The sequence below is a fragment of the Clostridium manihotivorum genome, assembly GCF_004015185.1.
Lineage (GTDB): Bacteria > Bacillota > Clostridia > Clostridiales > Clostridiaceae > Clostridium_AR > Clostridium_AR manihotivorum.
This window is the reverse complement of record NZ_CP025746.1, coordinates 329,900-353,236: the sequence shown is the minus strand read 5'-3', so window position 1 is coordinate 353,236 and position 23,337 is coordinate 329,900. Positions and strand designations below refer to the sequence as shown.

Annotated in this window: 20 protein-coding genes; 4 read left to right on the top strand and 16 right to left on the bottom strand. The window is 31.9% G+C overall.

The window, feature by feature from the left end:
• Positions 1-969: 969 nt before the first annotated feature.
• The 10 genes from C1I91_RS01615 to C1I91_RS01565 form a co-directional block, all read right to left on the bottom strand.
• On the bottom strand, positions 970-1,425 hold the full coding sequence (locus C1I91_RS01615) for an SDR family NAD(P)-dependent oxidoreductase (RefSeq protein WP_128210919.1): 456 nt from the start codon (positions 1,423-1,425) through the stop codon (positions 970-972).
• Positions 1,426-1,675: 250 nt separating this feature from the next.
• Positions 1,676-2,842, bottom strand: coding sequence for an alpha/beta hydrolase family protein (locus C1I91_RS01610; protein WP_128210918.1), 1,167 nt, complete (start codon positions 2,840-2,842; stop codon positions 1,676-1,678).
• Between the two features lie 537 nt (positions 2,843-3,379).
• Entirely contained in the window at positions 3,380-4,432 is a 1,053-nt protein-coding gene (locus tag C1I91_RS01600) for a sensor histidine kinase (RefSeq protein WP_128210916.1), read from the bottom strand.
• Positions 4,433-4,436: 4 nt separating this feature from the next.
• Positions 4,437-5,129 carry a response regulator transcription factor gene (locus tag C1I91_RS01595; protein ID WP_128210915.1) on the bottom strand — a complete coding sequence of 231 codons (693 nt, stop codon included), beginning with the start codon at positions 5,127-5,129 and terminating at the stop codon, positions 4,437-4,439.
• 817 nt (positions 5,130-5,946) lie between these two features.
• Positions 5,947-7,353 carry a DHA2 family efflux MFS transporter permease subunit gene (locus C1I91_RS01590; protein ID WP_128210914.1) on the bottom strand — a complete coding sequence of 469 codons (1,407 nt, stop codon included), beginning with the start codon at positions 7,351-7,353 and terminating at the stop codon, positions 5,947-5,949.
• A 545-nt stretch (positions 7,354-7,898) separates the two neighbouring features.
• The gene (rlmH, locus tag C1I91_RS01585; protein ID WP_128210913.1) at positions 7,899-8,378 is read right to left on the bottom strand and encodes a 23S rRNA (pseudouridine(1915)-N(3))-methyltransferase RlmH; all 480 of its coding nucleotides are present in this window, start codon (positions 8,376-8,378) and stop codon (positions 7,899-7,901) included.
• Between the two features lie 601 nt (positions 8,379-8,979).
• Positions 8,980-10,962 carry an LPXTG cell wall anchor domain-containing protein gene (locus tag C1I91_RS01580; protein ID WP_164880407.1) on the bottom strand — a complete coding sequence of 661 codons (1,983 nt, stop codon included), beginning with the start codon at positions 10,960-10,962 and terminating at the stop codon, positions 8,980-8,982.
• A gap of 444 nt (positions 10,963-11,406) precedes the next feature.
• Entirely contained in the window at positions 11,407-12,048 is a 642-nt protein-coding gene (locus C1I91_RS01575; RefSeq protein ID WP_128210911.1) for a lactate utilization protein, read from the bottom strand.
• 404 nt (positions 12,049-12,452) lie between these two features.
• The gene (locus C1I91_RS01570; RefSeq protein ID WP_128210910.1) at positions 12,453-12,863 is read right to left on the bottom strand and encodes a hypothetical protein; all 411 of its coding nucleotides are present in this window, start codon (positions 12,861-12,863) and stop codon (positions 12,453-12,455) included.
• Between the two features lie 96 nt (positions 12,864-12,959).
• Positions 12,960-13,382 (bottom strand): carboxymuconolactone decarboxylase family protein, encoded by a 423-nt coding sequence (locus tag C1I91_RS01565; RefSeq protein ID WP_128210909.1) that lies wholly within the window; start codon positions 13,380-13,382, stop codon positions 12,960-12,962.
• Between the two features lie 131 nt (positions 13,383-13,513).
• On the opposite strand from C1I91_RS01565, the gene C1I91_RS01560 reads away from it, so the two are divergent.
• A complete protein-coding gene (locus C1I91_RS01560; RefSeq protein ID WP_128210908.1) occupies positions 13,514-13,960 on the top strand; it encodes an Lrp/AsnC family transcriptional regulator in 447 nt (148 codons plus the stop codon).
• 169 nt (positions 13,961-14,129) lie between these two features.
• Here C1I91_RS01560 and C1I91_RS01555 read toward each other — a convergent pair whose 3' ends face one another.
• The 6 genes from C1I91_RS01555 to C1I91_RS01530 form a co-directional block, all read right to left on the bottom strand.
• On the bottom strand, positions 14,130-16,127 hold the full coding sequence (locus C1I91_RS01555) for a methyl-accepting chemotaxis protein (protein ID WP_128210907.1): 1,998 nt from the start codon (positions 16,125-16,127) through the stop codon (positions 14,130-14,132).
• 492 nt (positions 16,128-16,619) lie between these two features.
• Complete coding sequence (locus C1I91_RS01550; RefSeq protein WP_128210906.1) at positions 16,620-17,123, bottom strand: SEC-C metal-binding domain-containing protein; 504 nt, start codon at positions 17,121-17,123, stop codon at positions 16,620-16,622.
• Between the two features lie 179 nt (positions 17,124-17,302).
• Positions 17,303-17,476 (bottom strand): CxxH/CxxC protein, encoded by a 174-nt coding sequence (locus tag C1I91_RS01545; protein ID WP_128210905.1) that lies wholly within the window; start codon positions 17,474-17,476, stop codon positions 17,303-17,305.
• A 23-nt stretch (positions 17,477-17,499) separates the two neighbouring features.
• Positions 17,500-18,291 carry an MBL fold metallo-hydrolase gene (locus C1I91_RS01540; RefSeq protein ID WP_128210904.1) on the bottom strand — a complete coding sequence of 264 codons (792 nt, stop codon included), beginning with the start codon at positions 18,289-18,291 and terminating at the stop codon, positions 17,500-17,502.
• A gap of 25 nt (positions 18,292-18,316) precedes the next feature.
• Complete coding sequence (locus C1I91_RS01535; RefSeq protein ID WP_128210903.1) at positions 18,317-19,579, bottom strand: UDP-N-acetylglucosamine 1-carboxyvinyltransferase; 1,263 nt, start codon at positions 19,577-19,579, stop codon at positions 18,317-18,319.
• A gap of 926 nt (positions 19,580-20,505) precedes the next feature.
• Positions 20,506-20,670, bottom strand: coding sequence for a DUF1540 domain-containing protein (locus C1I91_RS01530; RefSeq protein ID WP_128210902.1), 165 nt, complete (start codon positions 20,668-20,670; stop codon positions 20,506-20,508).
• Positions 20,671-20,830: 160 nt separating this feature from the next.
• Between C1I91_RS01530 and C1I91_RS01525 the strand changes: the two genes are divergently transcribed.
• The 3 genes from C1I91_RS01525 (at position 20,831) to C1I91_RS01515 (ending at position 23,323) form a co-directional block, all read left to right on the top strand.
• Complete coding sequence (locus C1I91_RS01525; RefSeq protein ID WP_128210901.1) at positions 20,831-21,379, top strand: 2'-5' RNA ligase family protein; 549 nt, start codon at positions 20,831-20,833, stop codon at positions 21,377-21,379.
• 763 nt (positions 21,380-22,142) lie between these two features.
• Entirely contained in the window at positions 22,143-22,619 is a 477-nt protein-coding gene (locus tag C1I91_RS01520) for a dUTP diphosphatase (protein WP_128210900.1), read from the top strand.
• A gap of 272 nt (positions 22,620-22,891) precedes the next feature.
• On the top strand, positions 22,892-23,323 hold the full coding sequence (locus C1I91_RS01515; RefSeq protein ID WP_128210899.1) for a DMT family transporter: 432 nt from the start codon (positions 22,892-22,894) through the stop codon (positions 23,321-23,323).
• Positions 23,324-23,337 lie beyond the last annotated feature (14 nt).

Below are 23,337 nucleotides of genomic sequence, written 5' to 3'. Positions count from 1 at the left end.
ATTTTATATTATTTATTCTTTCAACCAATTTATCAAACTTACTATAACCATTTAATATTTCTATTCCTTGCTTGTAAGCTTCTTAAAGCTAGCTACCGAAATGTACAAAGCATCTTATTACTTGTGGTAAGGTTCAGTGTAACTATTTCAAGTGAGGGTTTTCCATTTTGTTCTTGTGTATATATCCTACATAAATATGGTATAATTCTAAAGTACAATACTGAAAATCCGTAGTAGGATGGCTACGGAGGTTTTGAACGTTTTATCCTCCTTGGACTATTGGTGAATTACTTCACTATAGCTAGGGGGTGGTATTGGATATGTTTAATACTTTTATAACATGTGTATCAATTATTTATGTGATTAAATTAATTTTAAAACATAATCTTTTCATACATCATCTAAAGATTAAAATTAAGTGTCTTGGTATTGATATAGAAGTTAAAAGCAAAGAAAAAAGTGCTCCATCCCACAAAGATTAGCACTTTTCCTTCAAATTAATTTTCAATTAATGTTATCCAATAGCCCTAAAACAAAATAAATGTTCTAAGGATTAGCTTAGTGTTAGCGCACTAAGCTTTTCTTATTTATATTATATCAAATCTTTATAAAAAATAAACCTATATAATCTTTTATATTTAAAAATTTTAATCTCAATAATATAATTTGGAATTTACTTTTTCTCCATCTAAATTATCTATGTAATAAGTTGTGTGACATAACTATAATAGAAAGCTTATAATATCTTTATAGTAAATTTATTTTTTCAGCTAAATTGTCTTTATCAAATCCTATCTGCACAAATTCATAAAGATCAGCTCCAGCGGATGAGAAGATGCCAACGTTATTTTGCTTGATAAAAATTGACGTTTTAATCGCACTAATATTAACTTTAATCAATTCTTCATTTGCTAAGCTACTTATTGTAAGATTCTCCGTAACAGTTATACTGCAGATTTATTATAGTACTTATTTTCTCATCATATTCATGCCAATTCTTATTATCATACTCCTAGGCATCACTCTAATAGATTGAACTAAAATCTTATTATAAAAACCAGTAATGACTACAGACTTATTTTTCTCTAACGCTTTATAACCGATTTCAGCTACATAATTAGGCTTTAGCAGCTTATTCTTGAACAGTTTTATATCTTCAATATTTGCCCTCTTTGCAAAGTTGGTTTTTGTAGCCCCAGGGCAAAGAGTGGTAACCGTTACTGCTGTACCTTTAAGCTCATATCGGATTGCTTCTGAAAAATGTAAGACAAAGGCTTTTGAAGCACAGTAAACTGAATTTAATGGAACTGGCTGAAAGGAACCTGTAGGCCCAAGATTCAGTATCTTCCCATATCTTCTTTTAATCATTCCATCAACATATAATCTAGTTAACTTTGTAAGTGCAAAAATATTTATAGACATCATATTTAAAGTATCTTCTACATTTCTTTCATGAAAGTTTCCATATTCCTACTTCTTAATAGGAAATTTAGCATAATTATAATTTAATATAATGTTAAATGGCTCTCCTATTACTGCATCAGTTGACTCTTTAAAATATTTATCTAATTTTCTTTAATTAAATTATCTCGTTACCTGCTTTCTAAAAAGCACAGCTCCAACTGTAACTAATGTAAGTTTCATAAGCTTTCCTTCTAGTTAACTTAAAAAATTCTTAGCAATCACTTGGTCTAGGTGAAGAAGGGCCAAGGCCAATGGAGCAAAGCCAATTCAACGCTACCTCATGCAGCACGTTGATGTTGTCTACCTGGCAGTGTTCTAGTCCACCAAGTCTTCTATCCTCTATGGCGAAGAACGTCTTATTCTTAGAACCAGCCTGCTGATAATTTTTAAGAGCTTGAGTTAGTGGATTTGGTTGAACTAATATTTCTTCCGCACCGTGCATCACAAGAAGAGGACATTCTATCTGGTGAAGTACACCCTCGAGATTGTATGCAAAACGAGGATTTCCAGCAAAGTCATCCAAGCTTTCAGCACCGAGGATTCTCATACCGTGGGCAGCCAAACTAGGTGGCATCCATTTTAGCATTGCTTCCCAATCGAATGCGTGTGTACCCCCGTCAGAGATTACAGCAGCAATCCTGTGGTCGAAGGAAGCAAATCTAAGGGAGTCGTATGCAGCAAAGCTTTCACCATGGACAATAATCTTGCTAGGATCCACTTCCGGTCTAGTTAGAAGAAAGTCAATTGCTCTTGAATGAAAAGCCTCGCTATCAGCTCGCCTGCCCTTTCCCTTTTCGTACATTGAGAGACCGGTTCCTGGCTGATCATAGACCATAAAGTTATATCCACAGGAAATAAAGGCAGGCCCTAACCAGAAATAGTTCTCAACTGACCACTCATCACCACCATTGAGAGCCAAAATTGTTGGTTTCGGACCTTTTATCCAAGAAGGTGAGAAAAAGTACCCATCTAACTTGACATCCTCATAATCTACTTGGATTTTCTCTGGTTTGACATCGAAGTAATTTCCGGCAGCTTCGAAGAGTTCATTTACTTTTCTAAATATGCGGATTTTCTCGGTGTCATTATCCATCACAGCATATTCAGCTATTCTGTAGTAATTCAAAGCTCGGATGTAACAGTTACGTGCTGTATACCAGTTTCCAACAGCTTCTGCCTCCTTGCCATGACTTTCCAGAGCCTCTGCTGTTATAAGCCATTCTCTATGCCATGTTTCCTTATCATTTGGATCTATTTTTTTGCAAGCTTCATAAATTTCGGTAACATCAGTAGCACCAAGACTTGCCATCCCTAGAGCTTTAGTTACTTGATACGACATCATATAGTTGTTTGGCCAACGGCTGAATTCAATTGACATTGTAGTATCCTCCTTTTCTAGTTCTATTTATTACTCCTGCCCTACTCTGATTAATCACAAGAGTGTATGTTTTGAAATGGCATCGCCTACCTATGCCTGTGCCGCAAACTTGAATCTCTACCATATCATTTCCTCCTATCAATTTACTTGTAGCATATATATATAGGGAACCTTTACGAAAACTTAATTTATGTATGTTCGATAATACCGGCTTCTGGGGATTATCAGGCATATATAAATTAATAGTTGAAGTTGGATACCTATAGGCAACCTTTATGCAAACTCAATTTATACCTTTTATAAAATCGCGGCTTTTGAAGATTTTATGACATGTATAAATTAATAGTTGAAGTTGCTTCCCAATATTTAAGCTACAAGTAAATTTTAAGATACAAAAATGAAACTTCTCTAAAATGAAAATAAATCTTCATAAAGAAAATATAAAAAATTATAAAGTGCTGAAACTCAAAAAAGCCACTGCTTGAGTTCTTTAACTTAAACCAGCAGTGGCCCTTAATTCATTGTAGAAGAATGTAATTAATATTTTGAAAGAGGAAGACTGAACCTTATACCAAGTCCGCCATACTCAGAAGAATATGCATAGACTTCTCCACCATGATATTCAATAATTGATTTACAGCTCGCAAGTCCAAGCCCTATCCCACCATTTTCAATTTGCCTAGATTTATCCACAGTAAAAAATTTAAGAAATAGTGAAGAGAGGTCGCTATCTGGAACTCCAATGCCATTATCCTCAATTTCAAAATAGGCATAAGCCTCTTGTGAGTATCCAGTCATATATACCTTCAACTCACTTTTTCCTCCATATCTTACAGCATTACTGAAGAGATTGCCAAAAACACGGCCAATCATAATTTCATTAACCATAAGCATGATATTTGCCGTGAATAAACCTTTGCAAACAAGCTCATAGCCAAGTCCTGATAGTTCATATTTATATTCTTGGGCAATGTTTTCAAATAATTTCGATGCCTCAACAGCTTTCAGAGTCATAGCATCTAAAGCCTGTTTTTCTTTGGTGAAGCTTACAAAGTCATTGATGAGTTCAGCCATATATTTTGACTTTTTTTGAAGCAACTCATAATATTCCTGTTTTTCATTTTCCGATATGCCCTTTTGCATAGCTAAAAGTTCAGCAAAACCATTAATAGATGTTAATGGTGCTTTCAGATCATGTGCAATAGCAGCAATCATATCCGTTTGCTCTTTGTGTGCTAGTTGGAGTCTCTTTTCCATGTTATTAAAATGATTATAAAGGTCTCCGATTTCATCATTACTCCTTAATACAAGTGGAGGCAATGGATGTACAATATTTATTCTTTCCAATCTGGTATTAAGCAGTCTGATTGGTTTTTCTATAAAAAAATAAATATACATAATCAAAATAATAAAGATGAAACAAGCAACAGCAAAAATAGGAAAAAGCAATCCTATATATGATGGATTCAGTAATGAACTGGATATATGTGAATATTCTGCAAAGATAAACTTTAAGTAGCATCCAATAGAAACCATAAAAACTATAAACATCACCAGGAACAGTAAAGGAAGCTTTATCTTCAGTTTCATTCTATCACTCTCTTTCCTTGTACTTATATCCGATGCCCCAAATTGTTTTAATAAAGTCATATTCTGGACCAAGTTTCTTACGGATATTTTTTATATGAACCGTTACTGTATTTAATTCTCCGTACTCGTCTCCCCACACATATTCATATATCTGCTCACGAGTCAATACATTATTGGGGTTATGCATTAGCATAGACAATATTTGAAATTCCTTTGTTGATAAGTTAAGCTTTATGTTATCTAGAAATACTTCAAAGGTCTTATCATTCAATATGAGAGGAGATTCAGTTATTTCTCTATTGGGGCTAAGCTCCTTCCATTCCTTAAACAGCCTGTCAACTTTTCTGAAACTGGCCTTTATCCTGGAGGTAAGTTCCTGAATGCTAAAGGGCTTTGTCATGTAATCATCTGCCCCTATTTCAAGCCCAACGATTTTATCAATATCCTTATCCCGTGCGCTTAAAAACAGAATCGGAGCATTATGAGATTTTCTGATGCTTCGGCATACATCAAAGCCATCCATATCAGGCATCATTATATCAAGAATGATGAAATCAATATGATTTTCTTTCAATGCACATAAGGCTTCTTTCCCAGTAAATGCTGAAATAGTTTCAAATCCTTCATAGCTTAAACTCTTTGTTATGAGTTTTACTATATCTTTATCGTCATCTACAACTAATATCTTTTTTTGCACTTTTGCACCTCCGAGCTACTTCAATGACCCCTTTCCTACACAGTCAAGGTTATAGCCTAACTTAATAGAAACTTTAGCTTTCTCACCTATATCAACCTACTTTATGCCTTGTAATAAGGCTTTTACAAAGAGGGTTTTTGAAGTTTTCTGTGATTTTTTCACCTTAAGCATATTGTCTAAGAGCTACGCTTTTATTTACCTATCCAATTAGAAATTTATAATTCAAGTTATGAACCTAAGTAACAGGCAATCTTTCTATAATTGAAATTTACACAAAAAATTCGCATACTGTGCTTTATATATAAGAAACAAAATATTATTAATAATCTCTTCAATACTTTCTTCCGTAAGCCTTCCGTACAGTATTATTTCATTTATTATTAGCAAGGAGAGCAAGTTTATAGACGAAGCTAATCCTCCATAGTTAATCTTTCATATCTATTTTGCTGAAGCATTTACCACCACTGCTCTAAACTTACATTTTCTAGTGTAGTTCCTCGGAGTCTACTAAAATATTCACTCATAATTTTAGATCAGTATAATTCCATCACAATATCTTAAAATAGCTACTAATAAATACACTATAGAATGAAGATGTTCAACTGATCCAGTTAATGAGCTGAACATTACTTAACTATATTTTAGTTATTTAAAAATAGGGTACTATAGTTCCTTATATAAAAAGTATATCACTCTTTTTTAAATATGCAATTAGGTACATAAACATTTTCAATGATTTCCTTAGCTTGTCCTTCAATTTGTTATTCTATTCTTTATCTTATATCAATGTATATCCTACTTCTTCTTTTCCTTATACTTATGATTCATTTCTCCCAAAGAAAAAAGATAAAATTAATGCCACAAGTGCAATTCCGCAAACTACCATTGCTGAAGCCGAAAATCCAGTAGCTACCGCAACTTCATTAGTCGCATGTTGTACTTCTAATGCATTGATTTGAACTGCTGACATTATTCCAATAAAAAGTGATGATCCTATAGCAGCAGAAATTTGTTGAAGCGTATTTACTATTGCTACTCCATGAGGATAGTATTCTTTTGGCAATTGATTCAACCCATGAGTTTGAGAAGGAGACATAAATAGTCCGATTCCTACGCTCGTAAATATATAGATTATTACTAAGTGTGCCAAAGATGCATCACTTTTAGATAAAGATATTAAAAATACAAATATAGTTACCATTGCTGTTCCTAATGGTATTAAAAATTTCACCCCAAATTTATCGTAAATCTTCCCACCTACAGGTGCGGCTAGTCCAGCACAAATTACAGCTGGTAATAAGGCTATTCCTGCTACAAAGCTTGATTTTCCAAGAGCTCCTTCTATAAACATTGGTAACATTATACTCATAGTGAAAGTAACCATCATAGCTATCATTACTAAAATTGTTGCCATTACAAACTTTGGATACTTAAAAGGAGATAAATTCAACATTGGTTGTTTTAAGGTATTTTGACGTTTGATAAATGTTATTAAACAAATAATTCCTATTATAAAGCATATTAAAGTTGTTTTAATATTTCCTCCACTTATACTATTTATAGAATATATTATTGTTCCAACTCCAATTGTAGATAACACTATAGATAAATAATCCATTTTAGGCTTCGTTATTTCTCCTACATTAACTAAGAATAGTTTTCCTATAATCATAAGTACGATTATAATTGGAATTAACATTATAAATAATGCATGCCAACTAAAATATTGTAATACAATTCCTGATATTGTTGGACCGAATGCAGGTCCTAGTAAAATTGCTGGCACACATATTGCCATTGATATTCCTAGTTTTTCTTTTGGTGCTATTAATAATATGGTATTTGTAACAATTGGTATTATCATCCCTGTACCTGATGATTGTATCATTCTTGAAATTAATAACATCGCAAAAGAATTTGAACACGCCGCACATATCGTTCCTATAAGTAATAATCCTATTGCACTAAAAAATAATGTTTTTGTTTTAAATGATTGAATTAGAAAAGCAGTAATAGGTACCATTACTGCTGCTACTGTCATATAAGCTGTCACAAGCCATTGAACAGTTCCAGCAGAAACATTCATATCCTTCATAATTCCAGATAGCGCAACATTTAATATGGTTTCATTAAAGGTTGCCACAAACGCACTAGCTACTAATATAGCGATAATACTTATAAAATTTATTTTTTGATTACTTTCTACCTTATGTTTTTTATTCATAGTTTCCTCCATAAATTAGACCGATATAAATAATTGATTACATAGTAATGTACTCCTATTGTCTATATTAATATTTAACTCAGTCTTATTAATTAATTATTTGCTTAACTTGTTTTCCAGTTTTCCTTAAGTATTGTTAATTTTTCTTAACCACCTTCTGTCATAGAAGAAATAGCCACAGCCATATTGGGCTTGCCTTATTTATCTCAATTCTCCAATCAAATGTAATCACTCCTTTTACATTGCTTTTTTGAAATACAGTACTTGCTTTGTCATTATACTAAGGTTTCATTAGGTCTCGTAAGTTAAATTTTTTCTAAAAATCAAAAAAAATTTTTTCAATTTATGTTGTCGATTACATCATAGTATTTTGCAAACTATACTTACCTAACCTGAGGCCATATAGTGATTAATGTAATAACTGCATTTAATAAAAATAATTACACCAAAGAATAAAAATCCTACTAAAAAAAATAACCTATATTATAATTCATATAATATAAGTTATTTCCTTAACTAAACATGCAATTTTAATAGATTATCATTCATTTATGATACGGTTCCCCCTTCATTATCCTATAAGCCCTATAAATCTGCTCAAGTAACATCACCCTAAAAAGCTGATGGGGGAAGGTCATCTTTGAGAAGCATAGCTTATAGTTTGCTCTTTGTATAACATCCTTTGATAGGCCCAAAGACCCACCTATTACAAAGCAAAGTTGGCTCTCACCCTTAACCCCTAAATCACCTATGAGGTTTGAGAAATCCTCTGAGGATATCATGTTACCTTTTAGGTCTAGTGCTATTACATACATATTTTCTTTTATAGACTTTAGTATAAGCTGTCCTTCTTTCTCCTTTATCTGCAGTTCCTCTTTTTCTGATGCATTGTCTGGAGTTTTTTCATCAGCTAGCTCTATGATATCAAGCTTACAATATCTTTTTAATCTCTTTGAATATTCATCTATAGCATCCTTTAAGTATTTTTCTTTTATTTTACCTACTGTTATTAAGGTTATGTTCATAAATCTATATCTCCTAATCTGATTTTATATCTTAGTTAATGGGTTTATACTTACTATTATTTCTTACTTATTATATATTTACTAAACAAAAGAGTAAACAGGCTATTTAGTAGTAACTACCTAACCTTTGTCAACATATACATAACTTCATTTATATGATTTTACAACTTTTAAAGCTCATAACCTTTTACAAGCTTATATTTAAAATGCGGTTTTGAATGTACTTCACTATATTTCCTTACAACTTTACCTTAATAAATAGTTCCTAGATAGTAAAAAGTAGCTGAAGCCAGCTTTTTTGAGTATTTACCCTTTCTAAACTTATGTGAAGAAGTTATGGCAAGAGACAGATCTTTACTTCTTGTAGTTTGTTCTAGACAGCTATTCTAATACACTGAATTTACTAGGTTTACTTAGCGTTTTCCCTATGACAAGTATTAGCAAAAAAATATAAGGGGCACCTTTAGATATCACTTAAACAATTAAGTAATTCCAAATATACCCCTTATTATTAATTAAAATTATATCTATTTAAAGTTATAAAATATAGCTAGCTTCTAAATACATAATTCTATATATTTTTAATGCCTTTATACCAACACTAGTTAGCAGCCTTTCTTCTAGTAAGCATTAAACCACCTAGTACGGCTAAAACACAACCAGCTATTAGCACTATATTAAAGTCCAAATCTGAACCAGTCTTAGGTAATACCTTAGGTGTTTCTACTTTTGTAAGTGCTACAGTATTAGGTAATACCTCAGATGTCTCTATTTTTGTAGGTGCTGCAGTATTAGGTATCTCTGCTTTAGCAGAGGTTGTATCTGTTGCAACCTTTGTCATTATAGCGAAGTTTGTAAAGTGAGGAGTTTCAAAAGTAAAGGTCATATTTTCTTTATCAAAACTTCCTCCCATCTCAACCCATTGCTTCTTAGTTTCATCAAAGTAGAACATACTTAATTTACTTGTATCAACATTTTTTATTTGATCTTCCGTTAAACTTATTACTATTTTAACCTTTTGACCATTGGCAAATTCATGTATATCCTTTATTAAATTGTTATTACTATCAAATAACTGCATTGTAAAATTAATAGCGTCCCTCAATGGAGCCACATTACTTGGAAGTGCTGAAAATAATTCTTTTGCTCTATCTGACGGCAATACCTCTTGTGTTACTTTAATATAATCTGACCCACTCAATCCATCTGTGTATACAACCTTTTCTGGAATTGACATGGTAACCTTATCCGACTTAATTATCAAAGTATCTTTTCCATCCTTTATAGCATCTACTCTTTCAGTAGCATTAACCTTATTACCATCTTTAGTAGTATTTAATTTAACCGCAGCAGGTGTGCTAGTCGGATTATTGTCTACTGATTTTTCAGCATCATCATTATTAGTAGGAGTTGATGGAGTTACTGGAATTGTTGTGATTTGAACTCCTTTTACATTAACAATATAATCTAATTGACCTACTTCATCTCCCATTTTCATAGTAGCTTTTAATGTCACAGCTGCAGAATCTCCAACTGGTCTATGCACTATCCCATTAGTTTCCACACAATTCACAGAGTTACTTTCCCATGTTACCGAAGCTCCATATGTTGAATTTGTAGGAAGTCCTAAGTTTTTTGTAACACTTTCCTTGCTGTCTCCTTCTGCATAAACTATATCTAAATGTTTTGTAGCATCATTAATTATTGATTTACAAGTATATTTATTAAGTGCAGAAATTACTTCATTAATATTATTTAACTTTCTACCTTGTATATCATGCAATAGATCAATTAGCAAATTATTCTTCATCTCATTAGATAACTTATTATAATTATATTTAGATAAATCTATATGTAATATCGGATTTTCTATTGCAACTCTCAAATTAGAAACAATATATGCATTCATAACAGCATTTACAGCTGCTTGATATGGCGTTATTTGTGGTTGTGGAGCTGTTTCTTCAGCTAATACCGTTAAGTTTCTAGTATCAGTTATAGGGAATCCGCCTCCATCTATACTATTAGCAGTTAAATGAACGACTTCATTTGGTTGTCCATATGCTGGTCTTTTAACCACACCTGTCGTAGATATTACATCAGGTTTATCACTTGTCCATCTAACGTAAATTACACTATTATATAGATTAGGTAAACTCATACTTGATCTGACATGATCTGCATCATCATTATAGTTAAATCTTATCTGTATCTTTGCTAATTGTTTTGTATATTCAGCTACTCGGTTTACATACCAATTAACATAATCTTCTACTGCTTGAGGACTGGAGAATAGTCGATTATTTCGAGAATTTTCTCTTCCTATACCTGTAGCTAAATAATCTTTTTGTTCATTTGAAAAAGTACTATATTTGCTTAAATCAATACTTAGCTTTGGATTTTCAACTGCTTCTCTAACAGCCTTAGGTTCAGTAGCAGTATTTAATTGACGTAAAGCTATACTCTGTTCTGTGGTAATTCCAGTTAAAGCAGATACATTCACTGGTGAAATGATACTAAATAAAAACATCATAGATATAACTGTAGTAATTATTTGACTAAATATTTTCTTTCTCTTTTTCATGTTATTCATAATCCCCTATCTTTTGCTTTAAATCATAATTTTTAATAAGCTAAATGTTATTACTTCTTATTTTCGGTTAATCCTTTTCCCCTTAACACCTTTATGATATAACCGAAAAAATCACTCACCTCTTTTCTTACGTATTACAAAAAGAACTTTGCTTTAATACAGTGCAGACTCAATACAGATGATAATTACACTTAAATAAGTAATTATTAATTAATCAAGCACCTTAATAAAACAAAGTCCTATACGTTACTTTTTAAAATAACCACTAGATTTCATGTTAACGTTTTCCAAAGTCAATGTTTACAACATTATTTTGCCATTTTTATTATAAAACGGCTTTAATCTATAAGTCAAGTAACCTGAATAATCTTCAAATCAAAGAATAGTACCACCATCTTGGTGATACTACCCTATTAAATAAATTGCACTACCTACTTAATATCCCAAATTCTCATTAAGTATTAATACATGCATTCTAGTTTTGTCACCTTGTCTCTTTATAACAGTATACTCATTGCATATCCTATCATTACTGCTGCAATCCATACAATAACCTACTTTAGCACAAGGTGTGTTTCTATTAAGCCTCTTCGCATTTATAGGTGCTGATACTCTTTTGTTTCTTTCAATAGCTTCCTCAATATTTTTTACTATCTTATTAACTCCGCATACAACTAAAACTTTATCTGGGCCAAAAAGCATAGCTGCAACTCTGTTTCCGCCACCATCTACATTAAACAGTTGTCCATCTTCTGTTAAGGCATTAGTGCTGGTAAAGAAAGCATCTGCACTAAAGGTTTTTCTGTGAATCTCTTTCTTTTCCTCTTCAGTAATTCCCTTAGCGGCTCTATCTAAAAATTCATATCTGCCACTTCTAAGATGCTCTAACAATCCTAGTTCTGTAAGGGTTGCTGATCCTCCACAGCTAACTGTAGCACCTTCGGAGACTAACTCCTTAATCTTCTCTAATAGCTCGCCTCTACTTTGTATATGATATCCGTTTATATTATTCTTGCCTAAGGCTTCTATTGTTCTCTCTATTTTTTTCTCATTTGACCAACACACATTTGAATCCATAGCTACTCCCCCAACCTTAAATATTATAATTAATTATATCATATAATACCTATTTGGATATTATTTGGAAAACTTCATCTCTACTCGATAATTATTTAAAATACCACTATAGGTTTCCAACTTCTACTATCAAGTTTTCGTGATGGGACCATATATATCAAGATAGGTCTTACCAAAGCTATTGCCCCTGATTCTATCCATCTGCTCCAATCATCATAAGTCCATAGTCTTCTCTTACAACCTCTTTAGCTTGTATTATTCCTCTAAAAGCTCCATCACACATTACCATACTTCTATCTCAGAACTTGTCTTCAAAACTCCTTTTTAGTGTGAGATAATTTTTGCAAGGCATAATCTCTCCAGTGATTCAAAGAACTTACTTCTATATATTTTAAAATAAAAGGCTACCTACTATCTTCATCAATCTTATCATCAACCTTCTTCTTAACAATTGCCGGTAAAAAGGCAACAAAATTAACTATAGGTAATATTACTACAGCTAAAGGAAGATAGACTAATAGCTCCATATATCTCATCAACGGAAGATTTAATGCTATTAATAAAAATAGAACCATTAGATTAGTTGCCTTACCTAGCTTTAAGTCTAACATAGAAAAATATATAGCCATTAATACTGCTACGTATACTCCTCTCATAGACCAACCTAATAAGGTAATTGCACCAGTCATTGTAGGATGTTGTCCTTCAACTGCAGCGATTGACCTTTGTTTAAATACTCCTATCAAAGCAAATACTACAATAGTAATTAGAGGTAAGATACAAAATTTGAGGGGTTTTAAATATCTTTCCTTCATTTAATTCTATCATCTCTCCTTCACCAAGTATCATATATATATTACCTATTATATATCATAAAAGAATCCACTTACATATATTTGAAATAAAGTGCCCTATTCTATACTGCAGACAGGTTTTAGTTCCATCATGGCTCCAAAGTTCTGGCAGGCAGTTATAAAAGCTATAAAACTGCATAGTTCTGATATTTCCTCATCAGAAAAAACTTCCTTAAGTCTATTAAAGGCCTCCTCCCCAACCTTATATCTGTTATTTGCGGCAGTTTTTAAAAACTCTACAGCTATACTTAGTTTTTTGTCTTCATAAGATTCTAGCGGAGCTCCCTTTGCCTTGCAATATTCACAACCATTTATCTGTGCTAGATTTCTCCTTAACTCTTCCTTAAAAGCTGCTGTAAAAGTAGCTGAACCTAAAAACTCCTTCTCAAGGTTAACCCAACTATTTAAAATATCAAGGTTATGTCCTAATAAGCTTTCAAAAATTGTAGTTCCATTCTCTGATCCTTTAATTCTTGTCATAATGCACCATCCTTATAATAATAACTTATATATATTTTATAAAATACTTTTAATAAAATCCTTTTCTTTTGAAAGCAAAAACTATAAAATAAATTTCATATTTAAAATTAATATAGCAAAGGAGTTTACATATGAAAATAGATGAAATAGATATGCTTATACTTTCGGAATTAGAGCTTAACAGCCGATTATCTACAAGGGAATTATCTAAAAAGGTAAACTTATCAGCTCCCTCTGTAGGTGAGAGAATAAAGAAATTAGAAGGCTTAGGTATAATAAAAGGATATACAATAAAGATTGACAAGAAAAAATTAGGCTATACCTTGGATTGCTTTATTCTAGTAACCATGAGAAATGGTGAATATGACAGATTTAAAAAGTTTATAGCCTCCCACAATAGAAGCGGATTTTGCTATAGAATAGCCGGTGATCATTGCTTCATAGTAAAGCTAACAGTTAGAGATCTTTCAGAGGTAGAATCCTTTATAAGTGAAATATCCTCCTATACTATAACAAGCACAATTATAGCCTTTTCTGAGGTAGAAATAGAAGAAGGAATAAAAAAGTTGCTTAAGTAAGCTATTTTGCCCTTCTGCCTTTCCTAAGGTATGTAAGGAAAATCTGGTAGTGGGATAAGTTTTTCTACCATAGCTTTTAAGGCTTTTATTTCTTGATTGATTACTTAAAGAAAAAAAATATAGCACTGAATCTCTATGATTCAGTGCTAATCCACTAATTATATATATCCTATAGCTTGAATCTATCTATCTTCTCTTCAAGGTTAATAGATATATCCTTTAGTATTGTTGAGTTTTGGTTGAACTCATCCATTGTTGCAGCTATTTCTTCAGTAGATGCAGACACTTCTTCTGTACTAGCTGCAGTTTCTTCAGATATTGCTGACATGTTTTGCATGCTCTCCATTATCTGATCCTTGCTCTTGTTAACCCCATCTATTGATGCTTTAACATTTTTTATAGACTTTGATAGTTCCTCCATATATACAGAGATGTTTTGGAGGTTGTTCTTAGTTTGCTCCACAGAATCAGACTGGCTGTTTATAGCCGCCTTTGTGCTAGCCATTGCTTTAATGGCGTTCTTTGACTTTCCATCCACTAAATCGATTATTGATCCTATTTCCTTAGTAGATTCAGTTACTTGTTCCGCAAGCTTTCTGATTTCATCAGCTACAACTGCAAAGCCCTTACCAGCTTCTCCTGCTCTAGCTGCTTCAATAGCTGCATTTAAAGCCAATAGATTTGTTTGTTCAGCTATTTCATTAATTATGTTAGTGAAAGACTTGATAGTTCCAACGGAGCTTGTCATATCATTTACCGCATCTTCTATATTCTCAGAAGACTTGTTAGTCTCTACTGACTTCTCACTTAAAACATCCATAGTTGTTATTCCATCTTCAGTCATTTCTTGAGTTACCATAGCTAAGTTTGTCATGGTGTCTATTTGGTCATACATTTCCTTAAGTTCAGTTATCAATTGTTGAACTTCATAAACCCCTTGCTCGATATCATGGGCTTGTTCAGAACTACCTGATGCTACTTGATCTATAGTTTTTGCTACATCATTTACTGCTGTAGCTACATCTTCACTCATAGTTGAAATTGTTACCGCTGTCTTTTCCATTACTAATGAGGATTCTTTAACTTCACCTATAAGATTATGCATACCATCAGACATTTCATTAAAGCTTTCTGCCAACTGTCCAAACTCATCCTTTGATTTTATAGATACCTTATAAGTTAAGTCACCATTAGCTGCCTTATTAAGACCTTTTCTTATTATGTTTATGTTTTTAGCTATAAAGTTACTAATACCAACTGCAAACATAATATTTAATATTAAAGTTAAGACCATATCAATTATAGAAACATTAGTTAATGCTTTAGTATCCTTTGTAAGTTCGCTTTCATTCATTGAAGCAAATACTATCCATCCAGTAACTTTATTTCTATCATAGCTTACAAACTTCTTGGCACCATTGTAGGTATAAGGCTCAAAGCCACTTTGACTCTTCTCAACATTACTCCAATAGCTTTGCTTCTTAACTTCATCGGTTCCTATAATCTTGTCGTTAGGGTGAGAAACTAATACACCTTGGCTATCAGAAATATAAATGTAGCCTTGTTCTCCAACCTTTATATCTGAAAGACTCTTAGATAACTTAGCTAAGTTTAAATCTATAGCTGCTACTCCTATTATTTGTCCGTCTTTTTCAACAGTCTTTGATAAAGATATTACCATATCACCAGAAGCTGCGTCTTTGTATGGTGCACTGAAAGTAACCTTACCCTTGTTATTCAATGCATCTGTATACCAAGGTCTAGAGGTTGGATCATATCCACTTGGTAATTGTGTCACAGGATATATAAGCATCTTTTTATCAGCACGTCCAATATATATGTTTCCTATATCTGAGTTCTTTTCCTGAAATGTCTTAAGAGTTCCCATAACTACATTATCATCATCGCTTTTTATGCTATTCAACCCTGATGCTGTGTCAATTGCGGTAGAGAATATAGTGAAATAATTATCAACTAGTTTATTGGTTAGGTCAATTTCTTGAGTAGTAGTTACTCTAAGTTTATTGTCCAATGTGCTTCTCGATTGGTGATTGGCCACTAAAGCGAATACCAATAATGGTATCTGGCAAATTAATATCATTACTATAACTAATTTCACTCTTATGCTTTTTAAACCTAAACTGTTCTTTTGTTTTTCCTTCTTCATAGCATCCTCCTAATGTTAATCTATATAGTAGCATAACTGCCTCCATTTCGTAACATCATTGCCGCTTCTTTAATTATGGACGCAGGTATCTGCAGGTTATATATGTAATTATCGTCATTGTTGCTAACTTATTAATGCTTTTGCACCATTCTTGTTATTTTTTTATTTTAATCCTATATACGAAAAATGTAAGCTTCTTCATAATACTTTTAAGAGAATTGCTATACATAAAAACTTGCTAAAGCTACCTTCTTTAGTGAATTTTTGCACATGTGCCTTTCCAAATTCATATGAGTATAATCTGTCAGGCAGCATAATATTTTTTACTGTTCACCCTACATAACCATTCTAAAGCCTTAATATTAAAAGGCTTAGCCAGCAAAAAGTTCATACTGGTCTTAATAAACAAAAAAGCCCAGTAGTAGATCTACTGAACTTTCTCTCTATATTAGATATTGCAAACCTTAGTAATAGCTAAACATAGTAATCTAATTATTCAGCTTTACCACAGCACTTCTTGTACTTCTTTCCACTTCCACATGGACATGGATCGTTTCTGCCTATCTTATTTTCATTTCTAACAATCTTTGATTCTCTATATTGAACTGCTATCTCTTTTCTCTTTTCTACTGAGAATATTCCTTCCCATTGTGGAAGTTCATAAAGATAGTCAGCCTTAGCATCTAGCATGTTAAAGTATAATTGTTCAAAGTTAATATCAAAAGCTAATTCCTGATCAGCTTCTACAGTTTCAAGATCATATGGATTTTTAAGACTTTCGTTTATACCATCAACGAATCCCATGATAAACTCTGTTGTTGTGTTATAAGTTTTAGCTAACTCTGCTATAGTAGATTTCTTTACTGTATTATGAGCAGCAAGTAAGTCAGTATATACTCTTCTTTCTATATCACTATACTCTACCCAAAAAGCCTCTTCTCCCTTAGTTTTAACATACTCTACAACCATATCTGTCCATTGACTATATAAACTCATTCTTATATCTCCTTCTTATTGTTATTCTATTGAAATTATACTAATTACTTTTATGTTTTTCAAGATTATAATTAGAATTTTGCTACTTATACGAAAATTATATGTTAATCCATAATTACAAAGCATATTATTTATATAAAATATAACTAATACGCTTAAAACATCAATATTGATTTATGTTATTCCTCTGAGGTACTGCCGCTGATTTTATATATGGCTTTTAATTCACAATAACTACACTTTCCATCATCAATACCTTCAAGGTTTGGAAAAGTTTCATACTCATCTATGTACTCATCTATAGCCATGTCAACGTGATCTCCACAACTTAGTTTCTCAATATAACTGCTCATTATATCATACCTTTCTTATTTAGTTATTTAAGTTCGATATAACTACTTGGTTTATGTCTATCTGCTAGCGTTAAATAAACATCCTTACCATCTCTTATATTGTTGTCATTTAAAACATTTAAAACTGTTTGAAAAGCTAAGTCAGGATGATTGTTTGTATTACTTAAATGTCCTAAAATTATCTTTTTAGGCTCATCCTTTAAAATATCTACAATAGCCTTTCCACAGTCCTCATTGGAAAGATGCCCTATTTCACTTAATATTCTTCTTTTTAAAGGATATGGGTATGGGCCGTATTTAAGCATTTGTATGTCATGATTACTTTCCAAAAGTATAACTTCAGAATCTTTTATATTCTCTTTTATTTCTTCTGTAAAAGTACCAAAGTCCGTAGCTACACTTACAGCCTTTCCCTTTGATCTTATAGTATACCCCATAGGCCCTGCCGCATCATGGGGTATATTAAAGCACTTAACCTCTAAATCCTTGATTCCAACAACACTTCTCTTATCTATAACTCTAATATTATCTTCTTTTATCTTACCTATTAGATTCTCCATAGCATTCCAAGTTTGTTCATTTGCGTATATTGGAATATTATACTTTCTAGATAAAACACCTATTCCTTTTATATGATCTGAATGCTCATGGGTTATAAATATTCCATCTATCTCAGAAGGATTTTCTTTTATTGCAATTAAAGCCTCATCTATTTTCTTTCCTGGTAGCCCAGCATCAATAAGTATCTTGCCGCTATCAGAGCGTACAAAGATACTATTGCCACTGCTGCCACTGTATAATGAGCAAAATATCATGCTTCTTCCCCCATGATTCTATTTTTTATTCTTCTTCTATTCTGTATATATCCGCACCTAGTTCTCTAAATTTCTTTTCGATATGTGGGTATCCCCTGTCAATATGCTCAATACTGCATATTTCAGTTCTTCCCTCAGCAACCAAGCCAGCTATAACCATAGCAGCTCCAGCTCTTAAGTCCGTAGCCTTTACTATTGCGCCAGTAAGCTTGCTTACTCCTTCTATAACAGCAACCTTGCCTTCTACCTTAACAGATGCACCCATCTTCTTAAGTTCATCAAGATGCTTTAATCTGCTTTCCCATATTGTTTCTGTTATCATACTTCTTCCGCTTGCAACACAAAGAAGCGTAGACATAGGCTGTTGAACATCTGTTGGAAAACCAGGATATGGAGATGTCTTTATGCTAACTCCTCTTAGTGGTTTATCAACAGCTACTCTAATACTGTCGTCGCCTTCTTCTACTATTGCGCCAGCTTCAAGCAATTTTGCTGAAATTGATTCAAGATGTTTTGGGATTACATTTGTTAAAGTAACATCACCTTTAGTTGCAGCTGCTGCTATCATAAAAGTACCAGCCTCTATTTGGTCAGGTATTACACTATAATTACAGCCCTTCATTGATTCAACGCCTCTTATTCTTATAACATCTGTTCCCGCACCCTTTATATCTGCTCCCATAGAGTTCAAAAAGTTTGCTACATCTACTACATGAGGTTCCTTTGCAACATTCTCTAAAACAGTTACTCCTTCAGCCATAGTTGCTGCTATCATAACATTTATAGTAGCTCCAACACTTACAACATCAAAGAATATGTTAGCTCCTACCAGCCTATCCGCTTTAATATTGACAGCGCCATGCTCTATGATAACTTCTGCTCCCATAGCCTCAAAGCCTTTAATATGCTGGTCTATTGGTCTAACTCCTATAGGACACCCTCCAGGTAAATCTACCTTAGCTTTCTTAAATCTTGAAAGCAAAGCTCCTATAAAATAGTAAGAAGCTCTCATTGCTCTAACATCTGCAGTGCATGCCTCTAGTGTATTTATATCTGTTGCATCTATTTCTAAAGTATTATTATCTATCTTGTTTACTGAACATCCTAAGCCTTTAAGTATTCTCTCTAAGCAGTGAACATCCTCAATGTCTGGTATATTATCTATTAAAGATTTTCCTTCACTTGCTAATATAGCTGCGGGTAATATAGCTACAGCTGCATTTTTTGCACCAGCAATTTCTACTCTTCCCCTAAGCTTGTAGCCTCCATTTATAACTAACCTTTCCATACTACTTCACCCTTGCTCACATATTTTATAATATATATATAAATTCCCCTATCTAAAGAACAATTATCCAAATAATGCCTTACAAATTTCAACAAATTTATACATCACATATTGTCAAAATTCACTAAATAAAGCACTTGTCCATAGTTTCCATTATATCATAACGTAATAATAATTAAAGTGATTTTTTACATTGATTGCTTGGAAAAATGTACCTTTATGAAATCACCAAACAACTTTGTATATTTATGTATTATTATCAAAAAATATTCATGAATTTTTTTAAATATTTATATATTAGCCAAAACCTCTTAATTACTTAATCGATCCATACTCATACATACATATATATTCAAGTGTTTTAAAAAAGTTAACACTTTATATTTAGGCTAACATTCCCAAAATATTCCTTAAGGTTGTAATCTTTTATCAGCTTCCAATTATACTTTCTAAAAGAATTAATTTATACAGGTAATCATTGTAAGATAAAAAACGCTTGTTACGAAACCCTTTTCATCGACCTTTTTTTCTATATTAATTTTATGCTATGTTAAAGTGCTGTGTTTAAATTAATTGGTCGTCCATACTACGCTTTAATAACCACTTAATTTCAACAATGTTATTAAACATAGCCTATAAGTATATACGAGAAAAATATCGTAGGTGAGTCTATTTTGTTTTTAGTTAATCTGACTTTTGAAATGTATGTGAGGAAAATCTAGTAGGTAAATAAGATTTATTTCTTTACTGTTTATACTAAAAATCCATTGTAAGCCCTTGATATTGCTTGTTTTATGTAGAAATAAACTATACCTTCCTACGAAAAAGACAAGTTCTTTTTCATTGGTACTTTGTGGGCTCTTTATTATTAACCATCGGTTCCTAGACAGTGAAAAAGGACAGTGCTTTAAGCACCGTCCTACAAACTATCTTCCTTCTTCTTCAAAGCTTCCGCAATCTGTTGATTCAACGCTTTCAGCTCTTGATGCATGCTTTACAACCATTATTTGGTCCAGACTACAGTAATTTTTATCTTTAGCATGATATTTGCATTCAGTAACTACACATCCTATACTATCATTATGTTTCATATTCTTATCCTCCTCTAAATGCTATATGTTTAAATTTTCGCAAAATTGTAATTTGCATATCTATTTTAAGTATTCCTATATTTTTTTATACCTTGTAATATGTTATAATTTATAACAAAGTCTGTATGTTAAATGAGAATTGTATTGAAAGAGGTTAAAGATGAGGTATTATTTAGTTGCGCTATTTGATGATGACTCCTATAAATCAATAGAACCTATACAAAAAAGTATTTCTAAGAAGTATAGGCTTTATAAAAACCTACCTACTCTACATATAACATTAGAGGTGGTAGAAAACCCAAACTTAGACAAATTGGATGAAGTTATCTCTAAAATAATTAGACCATATAAAAAGTTTAAAGTTGAACTTAAAGATATTATTTGCTTTGGAGAACCTCATAAATCAGTAAACTTAAAGGTTGAAAATAAAGGGTATATAAAAAGACTATCTAGAAATATAAACGACACCTTAAAACTACATGGTTTTTCAGTTAGAGACAATATAAATGAATGGGACTTACACGTTTCTCTAGCCAATACCAACTTTGCTCAGAGAGAGTGGAAAAAACAAGAATATGATATTGCTTGCAGTACTGCAAAAACTGAGGGCTTTTACAATATGGCCAAGATAGACAGAATAGAGTTATGGAAGCCTGTAAATAATAAAAAAGACATGATTATAAAGACTTACAACTTAAAGTCTTATTAGTTTATTCGTAGAATACAAAGCTTCTTTAAGCTAAGAGTTGTTAAAATTGCCTATTGAAATTGAGTAGCTAATCATCTGATGCTTTAGTTCTAAAGGTGCCATCATATAGCATTTTCTGAATAAATACTTAATTCCAATAATATTATTAAACAAAAAAATTAAATCAATAGAATGCTGTACTGATATTATATAGTTGTACCACTTCGTTATGAAATCTCTATTTTCATGATCTCCTCTAAATAACTTAGAGAGCCTTGAAAATGATTTCGTTGTTGAAGTGGTATATCTTTAGTGCAGCATTTTATTATTTTTAATATTAATACATATAAAAATATCATTTTATATTGTTGTAAAAATCAATACATAAATATTTTTAGTATACGGTCGATATATCTAATAGATACTTTTTATTACTCAGCTTACATTAAGCTTCTAACCATAAAAGCTACCCTTATCAATTATTCTGTCTCAACCATAGTTTCTCTTGTTAAACTTTATATCTCAGAAAGCTATTCTAAGTCATCTTATACTAGGTGTGGCTAAAAAGTTTTCTATAATTCCATGTAGCAAAAAATATAATATTTTATTGTATAGTAAAAAAATGCGTGACATTATTAGTTTATGTTTTAATTGTCAAATTTATATATTTTTTTAGAAAATAAAATATTTTTAAACTGTATTCGTTTACTGAACTTTTCATTTTTCAAAAGATTTTGTACAATATTATCGTGGCAATTGCCCAAGAAGATAGGGGGATATACATATGAATCTTAATAAGTTTTTTACAAGACAAAAAGAACTAAATAAGACATTGATCCTCGACCCAAATCTAAATGATTATAAACTTAGACAAAGAAAATTTTTAGAGCTTCAAATAAAGATAGGAGCATTAGCTGAAGATACAAAATGTTATAAGTATTGGGTTGAAAAAGATGCAAAACTAGTGAAAGCTTCAATTTTAGACAATTACATAAATTGTTTAAGCAGTATTCTAACTATTGGAATATATGAAAAATACGATGAGATAGAGGAATTAATAATTAAACCTAATGATTATTGTTTAAGCGATCAATTTTTAAACTTGTTCATAGATGTTAATGACTTAATAATATCTCCATCAAAAGACCACTATGAAACATTACTAGATGATTATCTAAGTCTTGGAATAAGCCTTTGCTTTTCAGAAAAAGAAATAGAAGAACTATTTTTAAAAAACAACTTATGTAAATTGGCCCTTTAAGGGCTTTTTTTTATCTCTTCTGAACCTCTACATATAATAAATATTTTATAAATAAAAACAAAGAACTCTATCCTTTGCTTACAAATTCACCATTAGTATCAAATCACATACAGTGTAACAAGAATTTACTTGCCTTTTGCCTAGAAACATTACATTTTAAATAGTTTACTGCTAATTATGCTAAAAAATATAAAACAATTCATGTAAGTGAGCAAAAAATACGAATATGTCATAGCTATTGATGGTAACAATAATTCTTGAGGTGATTATTGATGATGGGAATTATTTTTTCTATAATAGCTGGAATAGCAATGAGCCTGCAAGGTGTGTTTAATACCCGAGTGGAATCCAGAATCGGAACCTGGGAAACAAATGCAATAGTACAAGGGTCTGCTTTTATAGTAACTATTATACTTGCACTTACAATTGGTAAAGGCAGCTTTAGAGCAGTGAAAAACGTAAGTAAAATATATCTACTAGGCGGAGTTCTTGGAGTAATTATAATTTTTACCGTAATAGAGGGAATAAAAAATTTAGGTGCAACCTACTCTATAGCTACTATCTTGGTGGCCCAACTCACCGCCGCAGCTCTTATAGATGCTTTCGGCCTTTTTGAAACCAAAAAAATTTCTTTTGGTCTAAACGAAATACTTGGAGTTATAATAATGATTACTGGTATAATAATATTTAAATGGAAAAGATAGATAAGGTAGGATAT

Excerpts from the sequence above, each read along its gene's own strand:
- C1I91_RS01530 (WP_128210902.1), bottom strand. The coding sequence starts at position 20,670 with ATGAAACATAATGATAGTATAGGATGTGTAGTTACTGAATGCAAATAT.
- C1I91_RS01535 (WP_128210903.1), bottom strand. The coding sequence starts at position 19,579 with ATGGAAAGGTTAGTTATAAATGGAGGCTACAAGCTTAGGGGAAGAGTA.
- C1I91_RS01550 (WP_128210906.1), bottom strand. The coding sequence starts at position 17,123 with ATGAGTTTATATAGTCAATGGACAGATATGGTTGTAGAGTATGTTAAA.
- C1I91_RS01565 (WP_128210909.1), bottom strand. The coding sequence starts at position 13,382 with ATGACAAGAATTAAAGGATCAGAGAATGGAACTACAATTTTTGAAAGC.
- C1I91_RS01570 (WP_128210910.1), bottom strand. The coding sequence starts at position 12,863 with ATGAAGGAAAGATATTTAAAACCCCTCAAATTTTGTATCTTACCTCTA.
- rlmH (WP_128210913.1), bottom strand. The coding sequence starts at position 8,378 with ATGAACATAACCTTAATAACAGTAGGTAAAATAAAAGAAAAATACTTA.
- C1I91_RS01615 (WP_128210919.1), bottom strand. The coding sequence starts at position 1,425 with ATGATGTCTATAAATATTTTTGCACTTACAAAGTTAACTAGATTATAT.
- C1I91_RS01545 (WP_128210905.1), bottom strand. The coding sequence starts at position 17,476 with ATGAGCAGTTATATTGAGAAACTAAGTTGTGGAGATCACGTTGACATG.
- C1I91_RS01520 (WP_128210900.1), top strand. The coding sequence starts at position 22,143 with ATGAATCTTAATAAGTTTTTTACAAGACAAAAAGAACTAAATAAGACA.
- C1I91_RS01580 (WP_164880407.1), bottom strand. The coding sequence starts at position 10,962 with ATGAAAAAGAGAAAGAAAATATTTAGTCAAATAATTACTACAGTTATA.
- C1I91_RS01540 (WP_128210904.1), bottom strand. The coding sequence starts at position 18,291 with ATGATATTTTGCTCATTATACAGTGGCAGCAGTGGCAATAGTATCTTT.
- C1I91_RS01515 (WP_128210899.1), top strand. The coding sequence starts at position 22,892 with ATGATGGGAATTATTTTTTCTATAATAGCTGGAATAGCAATGAGCCTG.
- C1I91_RS01600 (WP_128210916.1), bottom strand. The coding sequence starts at position 4,432 with ATGAAACTGAAGATAAAGCTTCCTTTACTGTTCCTGGTGATGTTTATA.
- C1I91_RS01590 (WP_128210914.1), bottom strand. The coding sequence starts at position 7,353 with ATGAATAAAAAACATAAGGTAGAAAGTAATCAAAAAATAAATTTTATA.
- C1I91_RS01525 (WP_128210901.1), top strand. The coding sequence starts at position 20,831 with ATGAGGTATTATTTAGTTGCGCTATTTGATGATGACTCCTATAAATCA.
- C1I91_RS01560 (WP_128210908.1), top strand. The coding sequence starts at position 13,514 with ATGAAAATAGATGAAATAGATATGCTTATACTTTCGGAATTAGAGCTT.
- C1I91_RS01575 (WP_128210911.1), bottom strand. The coding sequence starts at position 12,048 with ATGGATTCAAATGTGTGTTGGTCAAATGAGAAAAAAATAGAGAGAACA.
- C1I91_RS01610 (WP_128210918.1), bottom strand. The coding sequence starts at position 2,842 with ATGTCAATTGAATTCAGCCGTTGGCCAAACAACTATATGATGTCGTAT.
- C1I91_RS01555 (WP_128210907.1), bottom strand. The coding sequence starts at position 16,127 with ATGAAGAAGGAAAAACAAAAGAACAGTTTAGGTTTAAAAAGCATAAGA.